Annotated in this window: 22 protein-coding genes; 9 read left to right on the forward strand and 13 right to left on the reverse strand. The window is 61.3% G+C overall.

The features are described from left to right. Positions 1-153: 153 nt before the first annotated feature. The gene (locus tag EJ076_RS21280; RefSeq protein ID WP_164548696.1) at positions 154-1428 is read left to right on the forward strand and encodes an outer membrane beta-barrel protein; all 1275 of its coding nucleotides are present in this window, start codon (positions 154-156) and stop codon (positions 1426-1428) included. 235 nt (positions 1429-1663) lie between these two features. On the opposite strand, the gene EJ076_RS21285 is transcribed toward EJ076_RS21280, so the two are convergent. The 6 genes from EJ076_RS21285 to EJ076_RS21310 form a co-directional block, all read right to left on the reverse strand. Further along, a complete protein-coding gene (locus EJ076_RS21285; protein ID WP_126069186.1) occupies positions 1664-2131 on the reverse strand; it encodes a DUF1203 domain-containing protein in 468 nt (155 codons plus the stop codon). 185 nt (positions 2132-2316) lie between these two features. Continuing rightward, a complete protein-coding gene (locus tag EJ076_RS21290) occupies positions 2317-2874 on the reverse strand; it encodes an OmpA family protein (RefSeq protein WP_126069187.1) in 558 nt (185 codons plus the stop codon). Positions 2875-2991: 117 nt separating this feature from the next. Further along, the gene (locus EJ076_RS21295) at positions 2992-3555 is read right to left on the reverse strand and encodes a GNAT family N-acetyltransferase (protein WP_126071108.1); all 564 of its coding nucleotides are present in this window, start codon (positions 3553-3555) and stop codon (positions 2992-2994) included. 5 nt (positions 3556-3560) lie between these two features. Then, the gene (gene sseA / locus EJ076_RS21300; RefSeq protein ID WP_126069188.1) at positions 3561-4412 is read right to left on the reverse strand and encodes a 3-mercaptopyruvate sulfurtransferase; all 852 of its coding nucleotides are present in this window, start codon (positions 4410-4412) and stop codon (positions 3561-3563) included. Positions 4413-4451: 39 nt separating this feature from the next. Then, complete coding sequence (locus tag EJ076_RS21305) at positions 4452-5195, reverse strand: alanyl-tRNA editing protein (RefSeq protein ID WP_126069189.1); 744 nt, start codon at positions 5193-5195, stop codon at positions 4452-4454. Next, positions 5195-6229, reverse strand: a complete 1035-nt coding sequence (locus EJ076_RS21310; protein ID WP_126069190.1) for a cysteine synthase A — start codon at positions 6227-6229, stop codon at positions 5195-5197. The genes EJ076_RS21305 and EJ076_RS21310 overlap by 1 nt, the downstream gene beginning before the upstream one ends. 226 nt (positions 6230-6455) lie before the next feature. Between EJ076_RS21310 and EJ076_RS21315 the strand changes: the two genes are divergently transcribed. Together EJ076_RS21315 and EJ076_RS21320 are read left to right on the forward strand one after the other, a co-directional pair. Beyond that, positions 6456-7277, forward strand: coding sequence for an SDR family oxidoreductase (locus tag EJ076_RS21315; RefSeq protein ID WP_109672296.1), 822 nt, complete (start codon positions 6456-6458; stop codon positions 7275-7277). Positions 7278-7374: 97 nt separating this feature from the next. After that, complete coding sequence (locus EJ076_RS21320) at positions 7375-8349, forward strand: alpha/beta fold hydrolase (protein ID WP_126069191.1); 975 nt, start codon at positions 7375-7377, stop codon at positions 8347-8349. Between the two features lie 102 nt (positions 8350-8451). Here the strand turns inward: EJ076_RS21320 and EJ076_RS21325 are convergent, their stop codons facing one another. Continuing rightward, positions 8452-9876: a DEAD/DEAH box helicase gene (locus tag EJ076_RS21325; protein WP_126069192.1), complete on the reverse strand. Its 1425-nt coding sequence runs from the start codon at positions 9874-9876 to the stop codon at positions 8452-8454. Positions 9877-10287: 411 nt separating this feature from the next. On the opposite strand from EJ076_RS21325, the gene EJ076_RS21330 reads away from it, so the two are divergent. Beyond that, complete coding sequence (locus tag EJ076_RS21330; protein WP_126069193.1) at positions 10288-11820, forward strand: acyl-CoA carboxylase subunit beta; 1533 nt, start codon at positions 10288-10290, stop codon at positions 11818-11820. 12 nt (positions 11821-11832) lie between these two features. On the opposite strand, the gene EJ076_RS21335 is transcribed toward EJ076_RS21330, so the two are convergent. Both EJ076_RS21335 and EJ076_RS21340 read right to left on the reverse strand, forming a co-directional pair. Beyond that, entirely contained in the window at positions 11833-13836 is a 2004-nt protein-coding gene (locus tag EJ076_RS21335; RefSeq protein WP_126069194.1) for a hypothetical protein, read from the reverse strand. Further along, positions 13833-15377 carry an NAD(P)H-hydrate dehydratase gene (locus tag EJ076_RS21340; protein ID WP_126069195.1) on the reverse strand — a complete coding sequence of 515 codons (1545 nt, stop codon included), beginning with the start codon at positions 15375-15377 and terminating at the stop codon, positions 13833-13835. Before EJ076_RS21340 ends, EJ076_RS21335 begins: the two co-directional genes overlap by 4 nt. A 359-nt stretch (positions 15378-15736) precedes the next feature. Between EJ076_RS21340 and EJ076_RS21345 the strand changes: the two genes are divergently transcribed. After that, positions 15737-16075: a P-II family nitrogen regulator gene (locus tag EJ076_RS21345; protein ID WP_006205430.1), complete on the forward strand. Its 339-nt coding sequence runs from the start codon at positions 15737-15739 to the stop codon at positions 16073-16075. 65 nt (positions 16076-16140) lie between these two features. Next, positions 16141-17550 (forward strand): type I glutamate--ammonia ligase, encoded by a 1410-nt coding sequence (gene glnA / locus EJ076_RS21350; protein WP_056588641.1) that lies wholly within the window; start codon positions 16141-16143, stop codon positions 17548-17550. A gap of 742 nt (positions 17551-18292) precedes the next feature. On the opposite strand, the gene EJ076_RS21355 is transcribed toward glnA, so the two are convergent. Both EJ076_RS21355 and EJ076_RS35265 read right to left on the reverse strand, forming a co-directional pair. Beyond that, entirely contained in the window at positions 18293-18496 is a 204-nt protein-coding gene (locus tag EJ076_RS21355; RefSeq protein WP_126069196.1) for a hypothetical protein, read from the reverse strand. After that, entirely contained in the window at positions 18451-18786 is a 336-nt protein-coding gene (locus EJ076_RS35265; protein WP_164548511.1) for a hypothetical protein, read from the reverse strand. The genes EJ076_RS21355 and EJ076_RS35265 overlap by 46 nt, the downstream gene beginning before the upstream one ends. Between EJ076_RS35265 and EJ076_RS21360 the strand changes: the two genes are divergently transcribed. Continuing rightward, on the forward strand, positions 18770-18994 hold the full coding sequence (locus tag EJ076_RS21360) for a P1 family peptidase (RefSeq protein ID WP_245462849.1): 225 nt from the start codon (positions 18770-18772) through the stop codon (positions 18992-18994). The two genes, EJ076_RS35265 and EJ076_RS21360, sit on opposite strands and share 17 nt — an antisense overlap. A gap of 232 nt (positions 18995-19226) precedes the next feature. Next, a complete protein-coding gene (locus tag EJ076_RS21365; protein ID WP_126069198.1) occupies positions 19227-20732 on the forward strand; it encodes a hypothetical protein in 1506 nt (501 codons plus the stop codon). A gap of 122 nt (positions 20733-20854) precedes the next feature. Here the strand turns inward: EJ076_RS21365 and EJ076_RS21370 are convergent, their stop codons facing one another. Continuing rightward, complete coding sequence (locus EJ076_RS21370; protein ID WP_126069199.1) at positions 20855-21895, reverse strand: glutamine synthetase beta-grasp domain-containing protein; 1041 nt, start codon at positions 21893-21895, stop codon at positions 20855-20857. A 317-nt stretch (positions 21896-22212) separates the two neighbouring features. On the opposite strand from EJ076_RS21370, the gene EJ076_RS21375 reads away from it, so the two are divergent. After that, positions 22213-22410, forward strand: coding sequence for a DUF2735 domain-containing protein (locus EJ076_RS21375; RefSeq protein WP_126069200.1), 198 nt, complete (start codon positions 22213-22215; stop codon positions 22408-22410). 85 nt (positions 22411-22495) lie between these two features. Here the strand turns inward: EJ076_RS21375 and EJ076_RS21380 are convergent, their stop codons facing one another. Continuing rightward, complete coding sequence (locus tag EJ076_RS21380; protein ID WP_126069201.1) at positions 22496-24382, reverse strand: MFS transporter; 1887 nt, start codon at positions 24380-24382, stop codon at positions 22496-22498. Positions 24383-24389 lie beyond the last annotated feature (7 nt).

Genomic DNA, 24389 nt, shown 5'->3' on the forward strand with positions numbered 1-24389 from the left:
TCAAGGATATCGGCGCCTGTTTTTCAGGCAATTCGGAATCAAAAACATGTGCCGTTACGGCACTTTGCCTAACATTGTTGCATTTTTGCCATACCTAAATCAGCCGACTCCTTGCTAGGAAGATTCCGGGCTTATTAATTAGGGGTTTGGGCTATGTTCATTCGCGTTTCTGCGAAGTCTTTTCTTTTTTCCGCTGTGTCACTCGTAGCTTTGATATCTGCCGCTCACGCGGCCGACGTCGTGCAGCCAGTCGAAGCGAGCGGCTTCAACTGGAGCGGAGCCTACGTCGGCATTGGCGGCGGCTTTGGCACCAGTGTGCATAAGTTCAGCGTGCCGGGCCTGGGCTTCAATGGCCTTGGTGGAAATGGCGTGTTTGGTGAATTGACCGCAGGCTACGACTACATGGTTTCGGAGCGTTTCCTGCTCGGCGGTTTCATCGACGCGAGTTTGAGCAATATCGGTCCCTCGTTGAGCATTGCAGGTGGCGATGTCGATCTGACAAACTCCTATGGCTTCGATGTTGGCCTGCGCGCCGGCTACCTGCTCAATCAGAATACGCTGGGCTATGTGCTCGGTGGCTATACCTGGCAGCATTTCAAGCTTGATGGGTCGGGCGCAGCGGACGGCTTGGAATTTTCGCAGGACCGCAGTGGCTATGTTCTCGGCGTTGGCATGGAAACCGTGCTGCGTGGCAACTGGACGCTGAAGACCGAATATCGCTATGCAGACTACGGCGACAAGTCGGTCCTCGATCTTGGCGGCGCCTCTCTGAACGTCGAGCCGTCCACCCACACCTTCCATATTGCTGCCAACTATCGCTTCGGCGCGCAGAATGGTGGCGGCACTTCTTTTGCTACCCCAGCCTACAACTGGAGCGGGTTCTATGTTGGAGGTGCGCTCGGTGCCGGCACGATGGTGCATGACCTGACGCTCCTAGGTGCCGTTGAGTTGGACGGCATCGGCGGCGAAGGCGTGTTCGGCGAGGCCAGCGTCGGTTATGATCATGATTTCGGCAGCTGGGTCGCAGGCGTTCAGTTGGACGCCCGTTATTCTGGCATCCAGTCCAAGCTCGATCTCGGCGGTGGCTCAATCAAGGGCGACGCCGACTATGGCTTCGATGCCCTCGCTCGAATTGGTGCCAAGGTCAACGAATCAACCCTGGCCTATGTGCTCGGCGGTTACAGCTGGCAGCATTTTGATCTGCATGCAGAAGCACCGGGTGGCGGCAGCGCCGACATCTACGACTGGGGCTCCAGCGGCTTCTCGATCGGTGGAGGCCTGGAAACAGCCGTTTCCAGCAATATGACCGTCGGTCTCGAGTACCGCTATTCGCAGTATCAGAAGGAAGACTTCGGCTCGGGTGGTTTCCTCGAAGACACCCCGTCCTTCCAGACCGTGCGTCTCGGCGCGAAGTACAAGTTCAACTAAAAGGCCCTCCAGCCAAACAGTTGCAGCCCGTCGGCCTCGCCGGCGGGTTTTTTCTTTGCGCGGACAATCCTTGCGAAAAACGCGGGCAACAAAAAAGCGGAGCCAAAGCCCCGCTTCCTCGATATCGAGATTTGCCGCCGGTTCATCCGCGGTCGGCAAATCGATCGACAATCGCTTTCTATCGCGATTGTGCGACGGGAGTACGACAGCGTCTCCCGTCGGCAATCCCGGCGCCTCATGCGCGCTCGATGCGGCACTGGTAGCAATTGTTGCGCGCCGAGCGGACATGGACGTAGGCGATATCGTCCCGTTCCAACAAGGTGGCGGCCCGCGCGGTGATGTCTCCGGTTGGGATGACACCGCCACTGCCATAGACGATACGATCATCGCTGCCATAGCCGCGCACGATGTAGTCGGGGCTTTCAAGTATCTCGGGAAGTGCTTCGCTCCCGGAGGCACGGTCGCATTCTTCGGCATGCAGGAAGATCGGCCCGGTCTCGGCATAGGGCTGAAGCTGCGGGAATGGCCGGTAGGCCAGAATGAGGTAAGCGTCACCGGCGGCGATGTTTCTCAGGCAGTGCCGGCAAGGCATGCCGTCACCGTCGGAAATTTTGCGCTCGGGCGTCTGGCCATAAGCGTCGGAGCCGCCGCGCTGCAGAGCTCTGACATCTTCGGTCGGCAAGGCCTTGAACTGGATTGTCATGGTAAAATCTCCGGTGTCGTTGACCGGAAATTATGCCCTCAGATCCACGCTTCCCACCCGATTCCCGCCAAATGTCGAAGGACCGATCGACTTTCTGCGATCGGTCCCGGACCAGATCTGTTCACATCAGTTGTCCCTTCAATCATGATTAGCCAGCTAAACAATGCATGTCGTCCTTCGTGAGATCAGCGTATGAAATCGTCGAAGCGGCGCAACGTCACCCGGCGATTCTGCCAATTCTCGTTCTGCGTCTGCACCAGCAGGAACTCCTCACCGTAACCAACGGTTTCCAGTGCATAGCCGGGCACACCGAATTCGCGCACCAGCGTGCGTTTGAGCGAAGCGGCGCGCTGTTCGGACAGGGCCTGGTTCGACTGGAAAGAGCCGACGGCGTCGGTATGGCCCTCGATCAGCACGCGGGCGCCGGGATCGCGGCGCAGGATGCGCCGCAGCGCATCGGCGATGTTTTCGATCTTGTCGTATTGCGAGTTGGAAATGGCCGCCGAACCGAAGGCGAAGTTGATCGACTGGATATCGATCGAGCGGGCCATGCGGCGCAAATCCGGGCGCCGCTTGAATTCGCGGATGGTGACGCGCTCGTTTGGCCGCAACTTCACGCGGGGTGCTGCCTCAAGCTTCCGCTCGATCGTCGCGGCCGAAGGCGTGGTCGCCTGGGCGGCGGCAAGGCTCGGCATGGCAATGGCCGCGATCAGCGCGGCGGCAAGTGTACGGCGGGTCAGCATATTTTCGTCTCCTTCGGCCTTGGCCGCATTGATGGTGCAGGCAACATGCCAAAGGCAGCCTGAAGCGCCGATGAACGGCGAGTTCAGATTCCAGCTGATGTCAGATTCCGGCTGGTGTCACGGCCGCATGACGCTGGCCGAGCGTTCGGGGAACGGCAACGGATGCACGGTCTCCTTCTTTTGCGCCACCGGTGCAAAACCAAGCTTCTGGTAGAGTGGCAAAGCCGCGGGATGATCGAGCGTGCAGGTCTGCACCGTCACCCGCTTCGGTCCGTACGACCATGCGGCGGCGATGGCAGAGCCCAGGAACCAGCGGCCGATGCCTTGCCCGGTCGCATGTTCCATCATGCCGAAATAGGCGAGTTCGACGTCTTCCGGCAGATGCGGCTTGAGATCGAAGAAGCCGGCCGGTGCGCCGTCGAGATAGAGCACCCTGATGTCGCGGTCTTCGCGGTGGATGCCGGCGGAAAGCTCGTCATCATCCAGCCGCAGCACATTGACCCAGTGCCATTTGCGCCCCACCCGGTCCATCAGATACCGATAGAAATGCAGCGGAATATCCTTGGTCTTCAGCAGCGCGACCTGACGGTTGTAAGGCACAGGCGGCGAATAGGCCGGCGGCACATGCATCTCGAGGAACGTCACCGTGACTTCGATATCTTCCAGCACGCCGTTTTCCATCGTCTTCATTCCTTGCCAGTCACGACAGGCGTGTCGGAAAGCCCACCCCACTCCGTCCATGAGCCGTCGTAAAGCCTGTTGTCGGTATGGCCAAGCGTTTCCAGCGCCAGCGTCACCACCGCGGCTGTAATGCCGGAACCACATGAGGTGACGGCGGGTTTCGACAGATCGATGCCGGCGTCCTCGATCACCTTGCGCAGGCGGTCCTTCGACAACAGCTCGCCATTTTCCGACAGCGCCGAATAGGGCAGATTGCGCGCGCCAGGCATATGGCCGGAGCGGATACCCGCGCGCGGTTCAGGCTCGGTGCCGGTAAAGCGGCCCGGCCCACGGGCATCGGCGATCTGGCTCGCCCTGGTGTCGACGATCCTGCGCATGTCAGCGAGGCTGGCAACGCGCCCGGCGTCGAAATCGGCATGAAACACGCCTGGCGCGATCTTCGTCGGTTCGGCCGTTACCGGCCGGCCGGCGGCTTTCCAGCTATCGAAGCCGCCGTCTAGAATATAGGTCTGGAACACGCCCATCACCCGGAACATCCACCATGCCCGAGGTGCGGAGAAGAAACCCGGACCGTCATAGACGACGATGGTGTCATCGGCCGAGACGCCCATGGCGCCCACATACTGGGCGAAATGCTGCGGCGACGGCAACGTATGCGGCAGGGACGAATCCGGGTCAGAAACAGCATCCTGATCCAGGAACCGTGCGCCCGGAATGTGCGCCGCCTCGTATTCACCGCGCGCATCGCGCTTTTGCGCCGGAAGATACCAGGACGCGTCGACAATCGTCAGGCCCGGCTCGCCGAGACGCTGCTGCAGCCAGTCTGCGTCGATGGTGAAAGGACTGTCTTGGGCCATTCTTGTTCTCCTGCTCGCCTTTTGGCGATCACTGTCTGTTTAGACCGCCGGCATCGGGCCGAAGCGGATGCGGAAGCGCCTGTTTTCGCGGCCCTTCTTCTCGATCTTGCCGATGTGGATTTCGCCGACTTCGCCGGTGCTTTTGACATGGGTGCCGCCGCAGGGCTGGCTGTCCACCGAAGCGTTGTCGCCGATGCAGACCAGGCGGATCTTGCCGGTGCCGACAGGTGGCCGCACATTCTTGGATTTGACCAGGCCGGGGTTCGCGGCCAGTTCCTCGTCGCTGATCAGCCTGACAAAGATCAGGTGATCGGCCCGCACCAGCTCCATCAGCCCTGCGGTGACGTCCTCCTTGGTGAAGCCGGCATCGGGAGCATCGAAATCGACACGGCTGTCGTCTTCTGAAACCGAAGCACCCGTGATCGGGAATGGGCAGACGACGGTGAGCAGATGGCAGGCAGCATGCATGCGCATCAAGAGATGCCGCCGCTCCCAGTCGATGGCGAGTTTCATCCGCTCGCCGACCTGCGGAACCGCTTGCTCCGGCGCCGGCACATGGATGATCTCGTCCTTTGTCTCGCCCGTAATGGTGGCGGCGATGGCGATGCGGCCGCCGTCGCCGCGCTCGACATAGCCGGTGTCGCCCGGCTGACCACCTGACGTGGCGTAGAAGATCGTCCGGTCGAGAATGATGCCGCCGCGATCGTTGACGGCAACAACCGTCGCATCCGCCGTGCGCAGATAGGCGTCGTCACGAAACAGGGCATCCGTCCTGTACGCCATCAGGCGACTTTCTCGAACGGCACCGAGATCGTGCTCTTCATCTCCATCCAACCCGGCACCGGCAGCTGCTTCTCGCGCAGGAATTCCGGGTTGAACAGCTTCGACTGATAGCGTGAGCCGTAGTCGCAGAGAATGGTCACAATGGTGTGGCCGGGGCCTAATTCCCTTGCCAGACGGATCGCGCCGGCAATGTTGATGCCGGTCGAGCCGCCGACGCAAAGGCCCTCTTCCTGGATCAGGTCGAAGACGATCGGCAGCGCCTCCTCATCGGGGATCTGGAATGAAAAATCCGGCGTGAACCCTTCGAGATTGGCGGTGATGCGCCCCTGCCCGATGCCTTCGGTGATCGAGCTGCCTTCGGACTTCAGCTCGCCGCTGGTATAGAAGGAGTAGAGCGCAGCCCCTAGCGGATCGGCGAGCGCGATCTTCACATCCTTGCTTTTCGCCTTTAGCCCGAAGGCGACGCCGGCCAGCGTTCCGCCCGAACCGACCGCCGAGACAAAGCCATCGACCTTGCCGCCTGTCTGGTTCCAGATTTCTTCCGCCGTGGTGCGAATATGGCCGTCACGGTTGGCGACATTGTCGAACTGATTGGCCCAGATGGCGCCGTTCGGCTCGGTCCTTGCCAGTTGCTCGGCCAGCCGCCCCGACAGTTTCACGTAATTGTTGGGGTTCTTGTATGGCACCGCAGGCACCTCGATCAGCTCGGCGCCGAGCAGTTTGATCGTGTCCTTCTTCTCCTGGCTCTGTGTGTCCGGAATGACGATGACGGTGCGGTAGCCGAGCGCCTTGGCGACCAGCGTCAACCCGATGCCGGTGTTGCCGGCCGTCCCTTCGACGATGACGCCGCCTGGCTTCAGCAGCCCGCGCTGCTCGGCGTCGCGGATGATGAACAGGCCCGCGCGATCCTTGACCGACTGGCCCGGATTCATGAATTCGGCCTTGCCCAGGATCTCGCAGCCGGTTTGCTCGGAAGCTTTGTTGAGGCGGATCAGAGGCGTGTTGCCGATCGCGTCGATCACAGAACGGGGCATTCAGGATTCCTTGTGTGCATGCGCCGAAACCCTAGAAACCCGACGCTTCGGTTTCAAGGCAAGAATTTGTCTGGTCCAGTCGCATTTGCGGTACTGTAGTTGCGTCAACGCTTCCCGAGACCGACCTCTTGCGCCACTGTTCATTTCCGGCTGACGTTGAAAAGCAGCTTTTCATTCGATTTCTTCACCGCTAGAGCAAAGCATCAACAAGTCGACAGGGCGCAGCATGACACTCTACCGGGCCAACCCGAAGCACGGCGTCGCCTGGATCACGGGTGGCAGCAGCGGCATCGGCCGAGCGCTGGCCAGGGATCTTGCGTCCCAGGGCTATGCCGTGGCGGTGACAGCGCTCGACGACGATCCGATCGACACGCTTGTCGTCGAGACCGCGCAGATGCCGGGCAGTGTCACGGCCTTTCCCTGCGACGTCACCGACGAGCCGCGCATGGCAAGAACCGTCGCCGCGATCGAGAAGGAACTCGGTCCCATCGTGCTCGCCATCTTCAATGCTGGAAACTACATCTCGACGCCGGGTGAAAATCTTGTCGTCAACGACTTTCGCCGGACCTTCGAGGTCAACTATTTCGGCATCATCAACGGCCTGGTGCCCGTCATCGAACGCATGCGTGTACGGGCACGCGGCCATGTCGTGCTGGTCGGCTCCGTCACGTCCTATTTCGGCTGGCCGACAACGGCCGCCTATGGCGGCACCAAGGCGGCAATCAACATCCTGGCCGAGTCGCTGAAGTATGATTTCGACAAGATGAACGTGCGCATCCAGGTGTTCAATCCTGGCTTCATCGACACCCCGCTGACCGAGAAGAACATGCTGCCGATGCCGGGGCTGATGCCGGTCAGCCGCGCGTCGCGTCGCATGGCGCGGGGCATCAAGTCCGGTGGCTTCGAAGTCACCTTCCCGCGCCGGACAAGCTGGCCGCTGAAACTGCTCGGCCTGCTGCCGAGGCCGCTGTGCAGAGGGGTGATCAGCCTGACGACCAGCTGGAAGGCGCGGCCGCTGCACTATGACCGCAAGCCGCCAATCGAATAGATCCGTTGACGAAGCTGGCGGGCTTCCCGCTTCGGGCTGCCGTTTGCCTGTTGATGGCCGCTGCCATAGGTTGAAATCGTGTTGCGTGGAGTCTGCGATGGGGCGACGGATCGTGCTTGCTGTGCTGGGCCTTGTCGCCATCCTCGCACTGGCCTTCGTGCTCGGCCCACGCGTTCCTATCGACACCACGATCCGTTTCGATCCCTCGATCATCGGCGACGATCCGCAGGCCTATGTGGCAACGGTGGAAGCCGCGGTGCCCGGAATCCGTGACGGGCTGGAGAAGGAGATCGTCTGGGCCAATCCGATGGTGCATGCGAAGACGCCGCTGTCGATCGTATACATCCACGGCTTTTCCGCATCGAAGGGCGAGGTCCGCCCACTGCCCGACGACGTGGCCGACCAGCTCGACGCCAATCTCTTTTACACGCGCCTTACCGGCCACGGGCAGGACGGTGCGGCGATGACGCAAGGCAGCATCAATGCCTGGGTCAACGACTATGAGGAGGCGCTCGCCATCGGCCGGGCAATCGGCGACAAGGTGATCGTCATCTGCACCTCGACCGGCGGCTCGCTGGCGGTATGGGCCGCGACGCAGCCGGGCGCTTCGGACGGTGTCGCGGCGATCGCGTTCATCTCGCCGAATTTTGGCGTGAAGGCTTCGGGCGCCGAAATCCTGACCATGCCGTGGGGCAAACAGATTGCAAAACTTGTCGCTGGCAAGGAACACAGCTTCGTGCCGCGCAACGCGCTGCATGAAAAATTCTGGACCACCCACTACCCGATCGAGGCGACCTTGCCGATGCAGGCGCTGACCGAGCTCGCCTATGGCGCGCCGGTTGAGAAGGCGGCCATCCCTGCTTTGTTCATCTTCTCGGATTCGGACAAAGTCGTGCGGCCCGACCGCACCCGCGAGATTGCCGGGCGCTGGGGCGCGCCGCATGAACTGGTTCCGGTCGACGACACCGGCGACCCGGACAATCACGTCATTGCCGGCGACGCGCTGTCGCCGTCGACCACGACCTTTCTGGCGCAAAGGATTGCCGTCTGGGTCGAGGCGGTGGTGAAGTAGCAAATGAGAAAGGGCGACCGAAGCATCGCTTCAGCCGCCCTTTCCTATGTCGGTCTCGGCAATCAGCCAGCCTGAACGTGACTGATTACAACGCGGTTTGGCTTACGCCGCCCGCGCCGCCGGACGCTTGCCGCCGAAGCGACGCTTGTTGTTGCCCTTGAAGGCCGGCTTGGCGCCTTCCGGCTTGCGCTCGCCTGCGAAGGCCGGCTTGTCGCCGAAGCGCTTCTTGCCAAAGCCGTTGCCTTTGTTCTCGCCACCGGGCCGCCTGCCGTCGCGACGGCCATTGCGGTCGTTGCGGTCATTGGCCGGCTCGAAGCGCTCGTTCTTTTCAGCCGGATTGCGCTGCGGATCGGGGCTGCCGAGATGGTCGGCAACGATCGGCAGCTTGGTGCGGATGATACGCTCGACCTGGCGGAGCTTGCTGTTCTCGGAAGGATCGCAAAGCGTGATCGCGATGCCGTCCATGCCGTTGCGGCCGGTGCGGCCGATGCGATGCACATAGCTCTCCGCTTCGTCCGGCAGGTCGAAATTCACGACGTGGCTGATGCCGGGCACGTCGATGCCGCGCGCCGCGATGTCGGTCGCCACCAGAATGCGCACCGAACCCTCGCGGAAATCGTTGAGCGCCTTCTGACGGGCATTCTGCGACTTGTTGCCGTGGATGACGGCGGCCTTGAAGCCGTCGCGCTCGAGATCCTTGGTCACCCTGTCGGCACCATGCTTGGTGCGCGAAAAGATAATGACGGACTTCATCGCTTCATCGGCGAGCATCGTCGACAGCACCTGGCGCTTCTGCTTGGTGCGGGCAAAGACGACGCCTTGCACGATCTCGGCCGCTGCCGTGCTTTGCGGCGCGACTTCGACGCGGATCGGGTTCTTCAAGAGGCCCTTGGCCAGTTCTGCGATTTCATTGGGCATGGTCGCCGAGAACAGCACCGTCTGACGGTCGGGGGCGGTCGCCTTGGCGATGCGCTTGACGTCGTTGATGAAGCCCATGTCGAGCATGCGGTCGCCCTCGTCCAGCACCAGCCATTTGGTGTCGGCGAGCACGAGGTCGCCTTCACGCACCAGGTCGGTCAACCGGCCGGGCGTTGCGATCAGGATGTCGACGCCGGGGGCAACCTTCTTCACCTGGCTGAAGCGCGAGACACCGCCAAGCACGAGCGCGGTCGAAACATGCGCGCCCTTGGCGAGGATCTTGATGGTGTCTTCGATCTGCACGGCGAGTTCGCGCGTCGGCGCCAGAATCAGCGCACGCGCCGTCTTCGGCCGGCGCTTGGTGCCGAGTGCGATGATCTTCGACAGGATCGGCAGCGCGAAGGCCGCGGTCTTGCCGGAGCCGGTCTGGGCGATGCCGAAAATGTCACGGCCTTCCATCTGCGGCGGGATCGCCTGCGCCTGGATCGGCTTCGGCTCGGTGAAGCCGGCGTTGTGGGTGGCCTTGAGCAGCGCGCCCGTAATACCCAGTGCCGCGAAACCAGTAAGTTCCGCAGTGTTGCTACCGGGCAAAGTGTTTTCGTTGGTCAAAATAATCTTCTTTCACGCGGCTCTTGGCCGCAAACATCGATGGCGGCAGGGCGCAACCTGCCGTCGAAAAAATTGATATGGAACGACAAGGCGGGCGGACAGTAACGTCCACTCGGCTGCGCTGTCGTGCCCGCAGGCATCATGCCACGGGGCTTTTTCGCCGCTTTGTGATGTACCGGAAAGAGGAGGCCGATATACCGGAAAGAGGGAAAACAGACGCAACCAGTCTCATTCGTCGAGAAGGCCGGATTCGTTCCCGGCCCAAGCGCCTATGGGCTGCATATGGCTGAGTTCGCCCCGAATTGCAAGGGGCTTCATGTTGCAGCGCAGCAAAACCCATGACGCAAGCGGCGCTTGCGCTCGCTTGCCGGCACGATTACCACGAAATGCCGCTGGCTTGGGAGGTAATCGATGAAAGACGTTCTGAAGGAACTCGAGCGGCGCCGCGAGATCGCCCGCATGGGCGGCGGCCAGGCCCGCATCGATGCCCAGCACAAGAAGGGCAAGCTCACCGCGCGCGAACGCATCGAGGTGTTTCTCGACGAGGGCTCGTTCGAGGAATTCGACATGTATGTCGAGCACCGCTCGACCGATTTCGGCATGGAGAAGTCCAAGATCGCCGGCGACGGCGTCGTCACCGGCTGGGGCACCGTCAACGGCCGCCCGGTCTATCTCTTTGCCAAGGATTTTACCGTGTTCGGTGGCTCGCTGTCGGAAGCGCATGCCGAGAAAGTCATCAAGGTGCAGGAGATGGCGCTGCGCAACCGGGCGCCGATCATCGGCCTCTACGATGCCGGCGGCGCGCGCATCCAGGAGGGCGTCGCGGCACTCGGCGGCTATGCCGAGATCTTTCAGCGCAACGTGCTCGCCTCCGGCGTCATTCCGCAGATCTCGGTGATTATGGGCCCTTGCGCCGGCGGCGACGTCTATTCGCCTGCCATGACCGACTTCATCTTCATGGTGCGCGACACTTCCTATATGTTCGTCACCGGACCGGATGTGGTGAAGACCGTCACCAACGAGACGGTGACCGCCGAGAGCCTCGGCGGCGCCTCCGTCCACACGACGAAATCCTCGATCGCCGACGGCGCCTATGACAATGACGTCGAGGCGCTGCTGCAGATGCGCCGGCTGGTCGACCTGCTGCCGGCCTCCAACACGTCGGAGCTTCCCGAGATCGAATGCTACCAGTCGGTCACCGACCATGATCTGTCGCTCGACCGGCTGATTCCCGACAACGCCAACAAGCCCTACGACATCAAGGAGCTGATCATGAAGGTCGCCGACGAAGGCGATTTCTTCGAGATCCAGCAGAATTTCGCCAAGAACATCGTCACCGGCTTCGGCCGCGTCGAGGGCCGCACGGTCGGCTTCGTCGCCAACCAGCCGATGGTGCTGGCCGGGGTGCTCGATTCGGACGCCAGCCGCAAAGCGGCGCGCTTTGTGCGCTTCTGCGACTGTTTTTCGATCCCGATCGTCACCTTCGTCGATGTTCCAGGCTTCCTGCCTGGCACCGCGCAGGAATATGGTGGGCTGATCAAGCATGGCGCGAAGCTCCTGTTCGCCTATGCCGAGGCGACCGTGCCGAAGATCACCGTCATCACCCGCAAAGCCTATGGCGGCGCCTATGACGTGATGGCCTCAAAACATCTGCGCGGCGACATGAACTATGCCTGGCCGACGGCGCAGATTGCGGTGATGGGCGCCAGGGGCGCGGTCGAGATCATCTATCGCAAGGACATCGGCGACGCCGAAAAGATCGCAGCCCATACAAAGGCTTACGAGGATCGCTTCCTGTCGCCCTTCGTCGCCGCCGAGCGCGGTTATGTTGACGAGGTGATCATGCCGCACTCGACCCGCCGCCGCATCGCGCGGGCACTGCGCATGCTGCGCAACAAGGACATGCAGAACCCCTGGAAGAAGCACGACAACATCCCGCTGTGAGGCGCTGGCAGCTTACTCCTCTTCCGCCGCGCCAAACCCCGCCCCCACGGTGGCGCGGACAGGGCTGGCCCAAGGCGTCGCGTGATTGTCGATACGCATCTGGAAGATGAAATAGGTCGGCGAGCAGAAGCCGATGCCTTTGACTTTGCCGATGCCAGGCGTGTCCGGTGGCAGCGACTGGCACATATAGTCCTCGCGGCAGAAATGATCGGCCGAACAGGCCGGCCGGTTGCCGCGATTGACGGCGCCGCCAAGGCACTGGTCGAAATTGTTGGTGGCCACGCAGATGTCGAATTTCTTGCCGCCGACCAGCCCGCAGATCTCGTTCGGCATCGGCTTGCCAGCTTTGAAGGTCGCGAAGGCACGGTCCTTGTCATCGCAGCCGCGATAGGCGATGCCGCCCGGCACGCCAATCTTCGGCGGGCGGCAGGTGTAAGCGGTGCGCGAGATATCCGGTGCGAAGGCCGCGAACTGGCCCGATATGCTGTAGCGGTCGTTGAAAGGCTGCGCCACATTGCTGGCGATCGAGCCGGTCAGACAAGGATGCCCGGAAAACATGTCAGCGCTGTCCTTGGGGAGCAGGCATTGCGCCAGTTTGATGCGCACACCTGAAGCGGTGGCCAGCGGCGTGCAGACCGTGCCGCCGCCGCATTGCCAGCTTGCGCTGAAGCGGGCCGCATCTTCCGGCATCAGGCACGGCATAGCCATTTCGGCCGGCGCATAGTCGACCGCGCCAGCATCCGTCCAGACCGCAGGCGGCGCAAAGGAGAGTGGACGGAAGCGGTTCGGCTGCTTGGCTTCGGCCGTGGCGCTGAGCCAGGCTTGGCGGCGCGGAATCTCGGCATGAAGATGCGGTGAAATACCAACCTCGATGCGATTGAGCGGCGACGTCGTCTTGTCGTCGAGGCCGATGAAATGGAACCCGGCGGTTGAACCGGCCTGATGGCACCCCTGGCAGGCGCCATTGTCCAGCCGCTCGACCAGCGCCTCCGGCGTGCGCACCAGTTTCAGCGCGGAATAACCGAGCGCTGCAAATTCCTTGGGCTGGAATAATTGCGTATACGGATGATTGGCCTGCCGCGCACTGCCGAAAGTCGACCATGAGATGATTTTCCTGGCCAGGAACTCGTCGGGAATTTCATAGACGCCTTCATCGATCGCCGGCAGATTGGCGCCGACATAGGCCGCGAGCCGTGCTTTCAGCGCCGCGTTCTGCGAGAGCCCTGCGGTGTCGGGCGTGTTCTCCAGCGGCTTCTGGCTGATATCAGCGCCATCGATGCCGAATATCCGCATGAGATAGGCGGCCTGACCGCCGAACTCGGTTTCCTGGCCGGAGGGAAAGCGCACCACCTGTGCGTTGACCTCCAACTGCTTGAAGGTCAGCCCGGCCTTCTCCAGCGGTCCGCCGGACAGCCAGCCGGCATCGACGCTCTCGTCAAGCTGTGGCGTCCAGCGCCCGGCAACACCGACGCAGCCGCCATCGGCATCGGGGGCCGCGCTGTAGACGGCATTGAAATTGAACGGCAGGCGCGACGCCAGCTGCTTGCCGTTTTTCCGAAAGCTGTAGGCCAGGCGGTAGATGAAGCGCACCTCGCCGCAGCTCTTGTCGCCCCGCAGCACAGCAAAGTCGCGACGATCGAGCCGGTTGACGACGCCGACCAGCCGAAAGCGCGCAGCATCGGTCTTCAGCCAGCGCATGTCCATGATGCGGCCGACATTGCCGTCGGTGACCTCGTAGAGCGGGCGCCCGCCGGCCTTCATGTCGGCGCGCAGTGCCGCAACATCGGAGGCAACCGTTTCGACGATGGCGTGATAGGCCGGCGCCTCGTCGTAGAGCGTCTTCAGACCGTCTTCGCCGTCGACCCCGAAAACATCGGCGAAACCGAAACCCTTGGCATCGAGCGCGACGAGCACCGCCGGATTGTCGACGACGGTCACCGGACTTTCGGCGCGTGCTGCCGACGCCACGAAGGCAGCAAAGAGAGTGGCGAGCAACAGAGCCAGGGCGCGGCTCATTCAGCAGCCGTGCGCGCGTCGAAGAGTTCGCGCAACACCGGCAGCAGCGCCAGCGGCAGATCCTCGGCGATCAGGCCGGGTCCGAACCGACTGCCGGCTTCGGCATGCAGCCACACCGCCGCGCAGGTGCCCTCGAAGAGCGGCATGCCTTGTGCGAGCAGACCGGCAATGATGCCCGACAGCACGTCACCTGACCCGGCTGTGGCCAGCCATGCCGCGCCATTAGAATTGATCGCCGCCTTGCCATCGGGAGCAGCGATCACCGTGTCGGCGCCCTTGTAGACGATGACGGCATTGGCCCGCACGGCGGCCGCACGCGCCTTGGCCAATTTCGACAGCGTCTTGTCGCCGGCGATATCGGGGAACAATCGGCCGAATTCACCCTCATGCGGCGTTATCGCCAACACTGGAGCGTTTGGCTGACGGGCGGCTTCGAACAGCGCCTGGGGTTGATGGGCCAGAGAGGTGATTGCATCGGCATCAAGAACGATCGCACTGGCGTGGCTTGCGGTCGCCTCGTCGCGTGCACCATCCGCCAAAGCCTTGATCAGTTGCAGGGCAAAATCGCCGACCTTGGGCTCTGGCCCGAGCCCCGGTCCGAACACCAGCGCCTCGGGATGGCGCGCCGTCAGAAATTCCTGCACCTCTTCGAGCGAACCCCCCTCGCGCAGCATGATCGAGGTCAGGTGTGTCGCGTTCACCTGCATGGCATTGGGCGGCGACAGCACGGTGACCGCCCCTGCCCCGCTTCTCGCGGCGGCCATCGCCGACAGCCGCGCCGCGCCCGTCGCGCTGGGGCCGCCGGAAAAGACGCCGACATGGCCACGCTTGTATTTGTGCGCGTCCACCGCCGGCACGGGAAATTCCCGCAACCACAGGTCCGGCACATTCTCGAAGGTCGACACAGCGAGCTGGGCGATGATGCCGTCGCCGATGCCGATGTCGGCGAGCACGATTTCACCGCATTGCCCGCGCCCCGGCAGCAGCAGGTGGCCAGGTTTCTTCCGTGCGAAGGTGACGGTGACCTCGGCGCGAAACGCCCTGCCCAATATGTCGCCGCTGGTTCCCGAGACGCCCGACGGCAGGTCGACCGCGACCACAGGCAGGCGCAGGGCTGTTACGGTATCGACGGCTTTCGCGGCATCGCCGGACAGCGGCTTGGACAGCCCTGCCCCATAGAGCGCGTCGACCACGATCGAGCCGGCCTCGGCGTCGAAACCAGAAAGCGGCAGGGGTTTGATCGGGCACTCCGCCGCGGCGAGCGCCGCATCGCTTTCCGGCCTCGGCGCTCCGGATGACCAGATCGTTGTGCCGACGCCGCTGCCGGCCAGGATGCGGGCGACGACATAGCCATCACCGCCATTGTTGCCTGGACCGCACAGCACATGAACGTGCGTCGCTGCGGGATAGCGCTTGAGAATCTCAGCCGCGACCGCTTCACCCGCGCGCCGCATCAGGCCGATGCCGTCGGCTGGACCGGCGGCAATCGTCAGCCGATCGGCCTCGCTCATTTCGGCGGAGATAAGAAGTTCGTTGCTCATGGATTGCCGATCCGCATGCGATCAAGCATTGTCCAATTTTCGATCCGAAGCAAACAAAGGGGAGTTGCCGAGATTTGCAGCCATATCGTCGGCATGAGGGCATTGCAGGCACGAAATTGCCTGAAGGATAGGCGATGTGCCTAATTTTTGTGCGGACGCAGGTGCCGGCGCTGTGTAGGCTCCAGCAGCCCATGCCGCTTCCGGTGCAGCGAATGACGCGAATTTGCATCCCGGCGCGGCGCGGCTTTGAAATCGTATGAGACCGCTTCGAATCCGTCCAACTGGCACAGTTCGTGCTTGATGGAGGCGCAAGCGGGGGGTCACAACCCGTTTTTTTGGCAGTGGAGGCCACTTTTTACATGAAAAAGATCGAAGCGATCATCAAGCCATTCAAGCTGGACGAAGTGAAGGAAGCGCTTCAGGAGGCCGGACTGCAAGGCATCACTGTCACCGAGGCAAAAGGCTTCGGTCGTCAGAAGGGTCATACCGAACTCTACCGCGGCGCCGAATATGTCGTCGATTTCCTGCCCAAGGTGAAGATCGAAGTCGTGCTTGGCGACGATGCGGTCGAAGGCGCGATCGAGGCCATCCGCAAGGCGGCCCAGACCGGCCGTATTGGCGACGGCAAGATCTTCGTTTCCAATATCGAGGAAGTCGTGCGAATCCGCACCGGCGAAACGGGCATGGACGCGGTCTGACCCGACCCGGCCATCCTCCTGAAAACGTCATCATCAAAAAACGTCATCACACAGGGATACATGACATGACGACAGCCAAAGACATCATGAAGCAGATCAAGGACAACGACGTGAAATTCGTCGACCTGCGCTTCACAGACCCGAAGGGCAAGCTGCAGCACGTGACAATGGATGTCATCGAGGTCGAGGAAGACATGTTCGCCGATGGCGTGATGTTCGACGGCTCGTCGATTGCCGGCTGGAAGGCCATCAACGAGTCCGACATGGTGCTGATGCCCGATCCGGAAACGGTCCACATGGACCCGTTCTTCGCGCAGTCGACCATGGTCATCCTGTGCGATATCCTCGATCCGGTTTCGGGTGAATCCTACAATCGCGATCCGCGCGGTACGGCCAAGAAGGCCGAGGCCTACATGAAGGCGGAAGGCATCGGCGACACCATCTTTGTCGGCCCGGAAGCCGAATTCTTCGTCTTCGACGACGTGAAATACAAGGCTGACCCCTACAACACGGGCTTCAAGCTCGACTCCACAGAACTGCCGTCGAACGACGACACCGACTATGAGACCGGCAATCTCGGCCACCGCCCGCGCGTCAAGGGCGGCTACTTCCCGGTACCGCCGATCGACAGCGCACAGGACATGCGCTCGGAAATGCTGACCGTGCTCGCCGAAATGGGCGTGCGCGTCGAAAAGCACCATCACGAGGTGGCGGCTGCCCAGCATGAACTTGGCATCAAGTTCGACGCGCTGGTGCGCAACGCCGACAAGATGCTGATCTACAAGTACGTCGTGCACCAGGTCGCCAATGCCTACGGCAAAACGGCGACCTTCATGCCGAAGCCGATCTTCGGCGACAACGGCTCGGGCATGCACGTCCACATGTCGATCTGGAAGAACGGCAAGCCGACCTTCGCCGGCAATGAATATGCCGGCCTGTCGGAGAGCTGCCTGTTCTACATCGGCGGCATCATCAAGCACGCCAAGGCGATCAACGCCTTCACCAATCCGCTGACCAACTCCTACAAGCGTCTGGTGCCGGGTTACGAAGCGCCGGTGCTGCTCGCCTATTCGGCGCGCAACCGCTCGGCGTCCTGCCGTATCCCGTTCGGCTCGTCACCGAAGGCCAAGCGCGTCGAGATCCGCTTCCCCGATCCGGGCGCGAACCCCTATCTCGGCTTCGCGGCGCTGCTGATGGCTGGTCTCGACGGTATCAAGAACAAGATCCATCCCGGCCAGCCGATGGACAAGGATCTTTACGACCTGCCGCCCAAGGAACTGAAGAAGATCCCGACCGTCTGCGGCTCGCTGCGTGAAGCACTGCAGAGTCTCGACAAGGATCGCGGCTTCCTGAAAGCCGGCGGCGTCTTCGACGACGACCAGATCGACAGCTACATCGAGCTGAAGATGGCCGAGGTGATGCGCTTCGAAATGACACCGCATCCGGTCGAGTACGACATGTACTATTCCGTCTGAGATTCAATCTCAGACTAAGATTCAATATTATGTTCAAGCCCTTGAAAGATTTCTCTCTTTCAAGGGCTTTTTGCTGCGCTCCGATAGGGCGTGCCTGCTGATCGGCGTGCGAAAGCGGGCCGACTCGACATAAGCAGCGTATCTGCGTTGAGTTTTCGACGATCGTGCGCATGCCTGGGTTCATAGGCGCGCGGTCTATCGGCACGCACGATACGTCGATCCGGTGACGTCAGTCCCAGGCTCAGCAAAGTCCGATGAATGGAAAGCGGATCACAATTTGATCGCGAACATGAAGCCAGGAGCGAGCGGAGCACTGTCTCAGGCTACAGTGACCGCTCGTCCGGCGCCCCCGCCAATGCCGCCGTTCAAGAAAACCCCGCCCGTCCGAACAGCATTGCGTGACGTAACCCCAAGGCCTGCGAGTACGCATGCTGCACTGCGATCTGTCAACGCCACCAACCGGGCTGTGGATGGCCAATTTCGTTGCATGAACAGATGCTTATGGAAGGGTCTTTGCCACAGATGAATGCTGGAAAAGGCGGTTTTCCGGGCTTTCTGACAAACCATCACTGGAAATGGACACGGCGACGGCCCGGATTCCGGTGGCATTCTCGACCGCCGGAATTGCCTGACTTTTTCTGGGTGCTTTTGGCTCGAGATGCGATCTGCCGGGTAGCGGCCAAAAAGAACCCCGGCCTGGGCCGAGGTTCTTGCAAGAGCAGACCGTCGGAGGGACGTGGATCTACCCTGCAAGCTCGTCGCGACCGTGCAGGTTCCAGTCCGTTCGCCTGGCTAGGACCAGCAGGTAGTAGACAGCAGCCACGACCATGATCAGCCCCGTCGCGATCAGGCTCGGACGGCCGAAGGCGACGTCCAGGTAGTTCTGGTAGGCGACGTAGATCAGCGCCAGGAAAGCGAGGACGGCCGGGACCGGGAAGAGCGGCATGCGATAGTGCCCGCCATCGGTGTGCCGCTGCGGCGACCGACAAACGCCGCCACGCACAGCAAGGCATAGATGACCACCAGCGACGTGCCGTTGACGACCAGCAGCAGGTTGATGTCGATGAAGCAGGCGACGGCCGCCAGCACCGCCACAACGATGGTGGCGATCCAAGGCGAGGCGTAGATGCCATGGACCGAGGCGACGGCGGCGTTGATCGGGCCGAACCAGGTCTTGTCGCGGCCGGAACTGAACAGCAGCCGGGCCGCCTGCAGGATAATGGCGATCTCGGCCACCGAAGAGAGCTACGGCCATATGGACTTCATTCCGTGGGGGCGCATGGACGCCTTCTACGCCGCTGTTGTGCAGGCGACCGAGGAGGCCGTGCTGAATGCCCTGGTCGCCAACCAGGAGATGATTGGCCGCGACGGCAACCGCACGCCTGCCCTGCCGCATGACAAGGTTGTGGCCGCGCTGAAAGCGCGTGGTGTCATCATCGGTTGATCCCTGGCCCGCTGTATCCTGGACGGCGGCAGTAACCCGTCCTCCGACGACAGACCTCTTGGCTAGCAATACTGCTGGACTCAGTCAGCGAGCACAACGGCTCACACCGGATCTGAGGTTATCGACATCCAGGCCTTCGTTTTTCAGTCATCTCTCCAATTTTCACGATCGGATTCACCCGGCCATAAATCTATCCATCTATCTCTAGGCAACGAAGATGGAGTGTTGCCAGATGATCCCGAAGCGAGTTGTTTCAGCGCTATTGGCCGCCCTGATCGTCTCGGCGCAGCCTTCCCTGGCATTCGGCGGCAGCCTCCAACTCCAACAACTCAGCCCAAGCGACAGAGCGGCATTCGACGCTATCGTCAGCGCCGTCGACAATTGGCAGAGCGATCCCGCCCAGGTCGCGAAGGTTCAAGCGGATATCAAGAATTTCAGCGCCAGCCACCCCGATTTTGTCCCCATTCAGGTCGAGGCAGCCTACGCGAAATCGTTGTACGTTTCGGACGGGCTCGGCACGATCATTGGAAGCAAGTCGTTCACTCCCATTATTGTAGAGCTGCAAAAGCGCGATCCGACCTATGCCAGGTCCTACATCCTGGGTGCCCGGGCCTTCATTTTTTCTGGCGACTTGGCAAGCGCCAGACCGCAGCTCGCCAAGGCAGCTGAACTCGATGGCAACGCCCCCTGGGCCGATCTGACCTGGGCTCTGCTGTTCGATCGCGCCGGCGAGCGAAACAAGGCTGCGACGTCGGCCAGGGCCAGTCTCGCCAAAGCGGCAGGACAACCCCTGGCAATGGCCAAGGCAATCGTGATAATCGCAAGAAATGGCGGCGTCCCGGACGACAAATCCGCTGAAATGCTCGCGGACCAGATTTACCGAATCGAGGGAAACGCCTCGACTTTAACAACCGTCATCTCGGAGACCTTGGATCGGGACAGCTTTCAGCCGGGGCTCCTGCAGACTCTCGCGCAGCTTGCGCAGCGCGTTTCGAGTGCGTCGGCGCCAACCCCCAAATTTCAGCTTCAGATCGCACGCTGGTACCTGTCGGCGGGATATATGTATGAGGAGGCTGGGGCTGCCCGGTATCAGCAGGACTACGCGAAGGCCGCGCTCGATACGTTGGACAAGATCCAGGATGCACCGGACGTCGCCCAAATGGCCTGGAACCTGCGTTTCGCCATTGCCGCGAGCAATGATGATTTGCCCCAAATGCAACAGCTGATTGCGGACGGCGAGAAGAAAAATTACTCGGTGCAGACGATGGCGCACAACAAAGGCGTTCTCCTCTACGCCCAAAAGAAATTCAAAGAGTTGATCGCGCTCTACAAGGAAGCAGGCCTGCCGGATGACAATTTGCTTGCAAGGGCCAATGAACGTGGCGGCAGCGTGGAATTCGCCAAGCGTTACTATTTGCGTCAATTGGAAATGTTGCCGACCGCTCCAAACCTTAACGGGAACTATGCAAGTTTTCTGCTGACGCGCTTTGCGGATGCCGATGGCGCCATCGAATATGCGGGAAAGGCAATGGCGCTGATGCCTTATGAGAACGCCCGCCAAACTCTCTCGCTTGCCTTGCTTCTGAAGTCGGGCCGCTACGTCCGCAGCGGAAATCTGCCTGAGGCGAGGAACACGTTCGAGCAAGCCAGCCTGGTGGGAATAGATCCGGACTACGCCAGAAAATGGTGCTTCGATTTCTGTGACGATGTGAAGGCCGCGCTTCAGGCATTTCAGTAGAGCGAGCGGCGCGCCAAGGTTCCATTACAAAAAAGAACCCCAGCTTTCGCCGGGGTTCTTGCTTGGGAAGACCATAGGATGGACCTGAGACGGCCACGGCAGGTTTCCGCCGTGACGAAGGCTCAAGCCGCAGCCGAAACCTGGGCGCTTGCCGGCACCGAAGCGATCGTCTTCAGGATCTGCGAGGCGATCTGGTAGGGGTCGCCTTGCGAGTTCGGACGACGATCTTCCAGATAGCCCTTGTAGTCGCTCTTGATGAAGGAATGCGGCACGCGGATCGAGGCGCCACGGTCGGCGATGCCATAGCTGAACCGGTTCCACGGTGCGGTCTCGTGCTTGCCGGTCAAGCGCTTGTCGTTGTCCGGACCGTACACGGCGATGTGATCCATCAGGTTCTTGTCGAAAGCCGCCATCAGCGCTTCGAAATAGGCCTTGCCGCCGACTTCACGCATATAGGCGGTCGAGAAGTTGGCGTGCATGCCCGAACCGTTCCAGTCGGTGTCGCCGAGCGGCTTGCAGTGGTATTCGATGTCGATGCCGTATTTCTCGGTCAGGCGCTGCATCAGGTAGCGGGCCATCCACATCTGGTCGGCGGCTTTCTTGGAGCCCTTGCCGAAAATCTGGAATTCCCACTGGCCCTTGGCCACTTCGGCGTTGATGCCTTCGTGGTTGATGCCGGCGGCGAGACAGAGGTCGAGATGCTCCTCGACAATCTGGCGCGCGACGGAGCCGACATTGGAATAGCCGACGCCAGTATAGTACGGGCCCTGCGGTGCGGGATAGCCGCTCTCGGGGAAGCCGAGCGGGCGGCCGTCCTTGTAGAAGAAGTATTCCTGCTCGAAGCCGAACCAGGCGCCTTCGTCATCGAGAATGGTGGCGCGCTTGTTGGAGGCATGCGGCGTGACACCATCGGGCATCATGACTTCGCACATGACCAGCACGCCGTTTGTGCGGGCTGGATCCGGATAGATGGCAACCGGCTTCAGCACGCAGTCGGAGCTGTGGCCCTCGGCCTGCTGGGTCGAGGAACCATCGAAGCCCCACAGCGGAAGCTGCTCAAGCGTCGGGAATTCGGCGAATTCCTTGATCTGCGTCTTGCCGCGAAGGTTGGGGACCGGGGTGTATCCATCGAGCCAAATGTACTCGAGCTTGTATTTCGTCATTCTAGCCTCTCGTTGCTTGATCACCGAACACTGAACGGCGTCGACATGCGTCTGCCTTCAGCAGCCGGCCCTGCCGGATCCTTAAAATGCAATTCGTGTGCCATTCTTCGCCTGGAGGGTGCGGCAAAATTGACGCGGCATTCCATTGAAGTTGGCAAGCCGCCTAAGCAATGCGTCCAGATCAATCACAGCCGCAATACGCACAAATAATAGGCAAATACTGATCTTTTGGTAGGCATATTGCCTAACTTGATTGCAGACCTTATCTTCGGATCAAGTTGAATCGACAAGGTTCGGCAGAAGAAAGGATCCCGACAATGGAAATCATTTCCACGCGACCGTCGGCCAAAATTCTGATGTTCCCGGCGGCAGCGCGCGCTACTGCCTCAAATTTGAGCGGCAAGGCTAAGTTTGCGGCAGAGATTGCCTCGCTGCGCGGTGTACGGACGGATTTCGGCGACGGCTGGTATCACGATGCGGCCATCGAGGAAGAGGCCCAGGGCCCCAAGATCTAGCGCTGCGTGCACATCGCTTCTGATCAATTGAAAAGCCCGGCGCGATCGCTCGCGCCGGGCTTTTCTTTGTATGATGAGCCGTCGGCTACTTGGCGTGTAGGTCGGTTCCCAGCGTATCCTTGACGAAGATCATACCGATGATCAGCGTCATCGCCGCGATCACGATCGGGTACCAGAGACCATAATAGATGTCGCCCTTGGCCGCGCTCAAGGCGAAGACTGTCGCCGGGAGCAAGCCGCCGAACCAGCCATTGCCGATGTGATAGGGCAGCGACATGCCGGTATAACGGATGCGGGTCGGGAACATCTCGACCAGAATCGCGGCGATCGGTCCGTAAACCATGGTCACGTAGAGGATCAGGATGAACAGGATGCCGATGACCTTTGTCCAGTTGACCTGCGCGGGGTCGGCAAACATCGCGAACGCGCCGGACGCTGGAATGCTGTAGACGGTCACATCGGCGGTGGCGCCAGCGGCTTCATCGGCCGTCAGCACCTTGTCCTTGACCGCCTGGGCGACCGGAACTGTTGCCTTCTCGCCTGCGCGAATAGCGACGGCATCGAGCTTCAGTTCAGGATTGGCCGCGACGAAGGCGTCAAGCTTCTGGTCGGCGACCTTGGAGGCGGCACGCTTCAGCGGATAGCCGCCATCCTTGAGTGCCATGTTGACCGCCTTGGTGAAGGCAGCATCCTTGGTCTTGGCCTGATCGCCGGCAGCGATGGCGTCGTAAGATTCGACCGTTTCACCGCCGACCTTCACCGTTGCCGAGGTCCCAGGCGCCGCGCTGGTGACGATGTCATACGGCACCGAACTCTTGGCAAGGAACGACGTGGCGATGTCGCACGACGTGGTGAATTTTGCCGTGCCGACCGGGTTGAACTGGAACTTGCAGTCGCCGGGCGCCACGGTAACCGTCGCACGCGTGTTCTGCTGAGCGGCGGCCAGCGTCGGATTGGCTGCCCAGGTCAATGCCTTGAACAGCGGAAAGTAGGTGAAGATCGCCAGAGCCAGCCCCGCCATGATAATCGGCTTGCGGCCGATCTTGTCGGAGAGCCAACCGAACACGACAAAGAAGATGGAACCCAACGCCAAGGCGATTGCGATCAGGATGTTGACCGTCTGCAGGTCGACCTTGAGCACGTTCTGCAGGAAGAACAGAGCGTAGAACTGGCCGGAGTACCAGACCACAGCCTGGCCGGCGGTGAGGCCGAGAAGGGCCAGGATCGCGATCTTGGCATTCTTCCACTGACCGAAGGCTTCCGTCAGCGGAGCCTTGGAGCCCTTGCCCTCGTCCTTCATCCGCTGGAAGGTTGGCGACTCACTGAGCGTTAGGCGAATCCAGACCGATACGCCAAGCAGGATGACCGAGACGAGGAACGGAATGCGCCAGCCCCAGGCGGCGAAGTCTTCCTTGCTCAACATTGCTTGAACGCCGAGGATGATGATCAGCGACAGGAACAGGCCGAGTGTTGCCGTCGTCTGGATCCACGAGGTGTAGAAGCCACGGCGGTCGTCGGGGGCGTGTTCGGCGACATAGGTTGCCGCACCGCCATATTCGCCCCCAAGCGCCAAGCCCTGCAGCATTCGCAGCGCGACCAGGATGATGGGGGCTGCGATGCCCCAGCTCGCGGAACCTGGAAGCAGGCCGACCAGGAACGTCGAACTGCCCATGATCAGGATGGTCACAAGAAACGTATATTTGCGGCCTACGAGATCGCCGATACGGCCGAACACCAGCGCGCCGAATGGGCGCACCAGGAAGCCGGCAGCGAAAGCCAACAGGGCGAAGATGTTGCGTGTCGCTTCGGGATACTGGCTGAAGAACGTGGCGCCGATAAAGGCCGCCAGCGAGCCGTAGAGATAGAAATCATACCATTCGAAAACGGTGCCGAGCGAGGAAGCGAAGATGACTTTCTTCTCGTCTCGCGTCATGCCGCGGCTTGCTCCGCCGGCGGTTGATGCCATTGCCATTGAGTTA

This window comes from Mesorhizobium sp. M7D.F.Ca.US.005.01.1.1 (genome assembly GCF_003952545.1).
Taxonomy (GTDB): Bacteria; Pseudomonadota; Alphaproteobacteria; order Rhizobiales; family Rhizobiaceae; genus Mesorhizobium; species Mesorhizobium loti.

Excerpts from the sequence above, each read along its gene's own strand:
- EJ076_RS21280 (WP_164548696.1), top strand. The coding sequence starts at position 154 with ATGTTCATTCGCGTTTCTGCGAAGTCTTTTCTTTTTTCCGCTGTGTCA.
- EJ076_RS21285 (WP_126069186.1), bottom strand. The coding sequence starts at position 2,131 with ATGACAATCCAGTTCAAGGCCTTGCCGACCGAAGATGTCAGAGCTCTG.
- EJ076_RS21290 (WP_126069187.1), bottom strand. The coding sequence starts at position 2,874 with ATGCTGACCCGCCGTACACTTGCCGCCGCGCTGATCGCGGCCATTGCC.
- EJ076_RS21295 (WP_126071108.1), bottom strand. The coding sequence starts at position 3,555 with ATGGAAAACGGCGTGCTGGAAGATATCGAAGTCACGGTGACGTTCCTC.
- sseA (WP_126069188.1), bottom strand. The coding sequence starts at position 4,412 with ATGGCCCAAGACAGTCCTTTCACCATCGACGCAGACTGGCTGCAGCAG.
- EJ076_RS21305 (WP_126069189.1), bottom strand. The coding sequence starts at position 5,195 with ATGGCGTACAGGACGGATGCCCTGTTTCGTGACGACGCCTATCTGCGC.
- EJ076_RS21310 (WP_126069190.1), bottom strand. The coding sequence starts at position 6,229 with ATGCCCCGTTCTGTGATCGACGCGATCGGCAACACGCCTCTGATCCGC.
- EJ076_RS21315 (WP_109672296.1), top strand. The coding sequence starts at position 6,456 with ATGACACTCTACCGGGCCAACCCGAAGCACGGCGTCGCCTGGATCACG.
- EJ076_RS21320 (WP_126069191.1), top strand. The coding sequence starts at position 7,375 with ATGGGGCGACGGATCGTGCTTGCTGTGCTGGGCCTTGTCGCCATCCTC.
- EJ076_RS21330 (WP_126069193.1), top strand. The coding sequence starts at position 10,288 with ATGAAAGACGTTCTGAAGGAACTCGAGCGGCGCCGCGAGATCGCCCGC.
- EJ076_RS21335 (WP_126069194.1), bottom strand. The coding sequence starts at position 13,836 with ATGAGCCGCGCCCTGGCTCTGTTGCTCGCCACTCTCTTTGCTGCCTTC.
- EJ076_RS21340 (WP_126069195.1), bottom strand. The coding sequence starts at position 15,377 with ATGAGCAACGAACTTCTTATCTCCGCCGAAATGAGCGAGGCCGATCGG.
- EJ076_RS21345 (WP_006205430.1), top strand. The coding sequence starts at position 15,737 with ATGAAAAAGATCGAAGCGATCATCAAGCCATTCAAGCTGGACGAAGTG.
- glnA (WP_056588641.1), top strand. The coding sequence starts at position 16,141 with ATGACGACAGCCAAAGACATCATGAAGCAGATCAAGGACAACGACGTG.
- EJ076_RS21355 (WP_126069196.1), bottom strand. The coding sequence starts at position 18,496 with ATGCCGCTCTTCCCGGTCCCGGCCGTCCTCGCTTTCCTGGCGCTGATC.
- EJ076_RS21360 (WP_245462849.1), top strand. The coding sequence starts at position 18,770 with ATGGCGATCTCGGCCACCGAAGAGAGCTACGGCCATATGGACTTCATT.
- EJ076_RS21365 (WP_126069198.1), top strand. The coding sequence starts at position 19,227 with ATGATCCCGAAGCGAGTTGTTTCAGCGCTATTGGCCGCCCTGATCGTC.
- EJ076_RS21370 (WP_126069199.1), bottom strand. The coding sequence starts at position 21,895 with ATGACGAAATACAAGCTCGAGTACATTTGGCTCGATGGATACACCCCG.
- EJ076_RS21375 (WP_126069200.1), top strand. The coding sequence starts at position 22,213 with ATGGAAATCATTTCCACGCGACCGTCGGCCAAAATTCTGATGTTCCCG.
- EJ076_RS21380 (WP_126069201.1), bottom strand. The coding sequence starts at position 24,382 with ATGGCAATGGCATCAACCGCCGGCGGAGCAAGCCGCGGCATGACGCGA.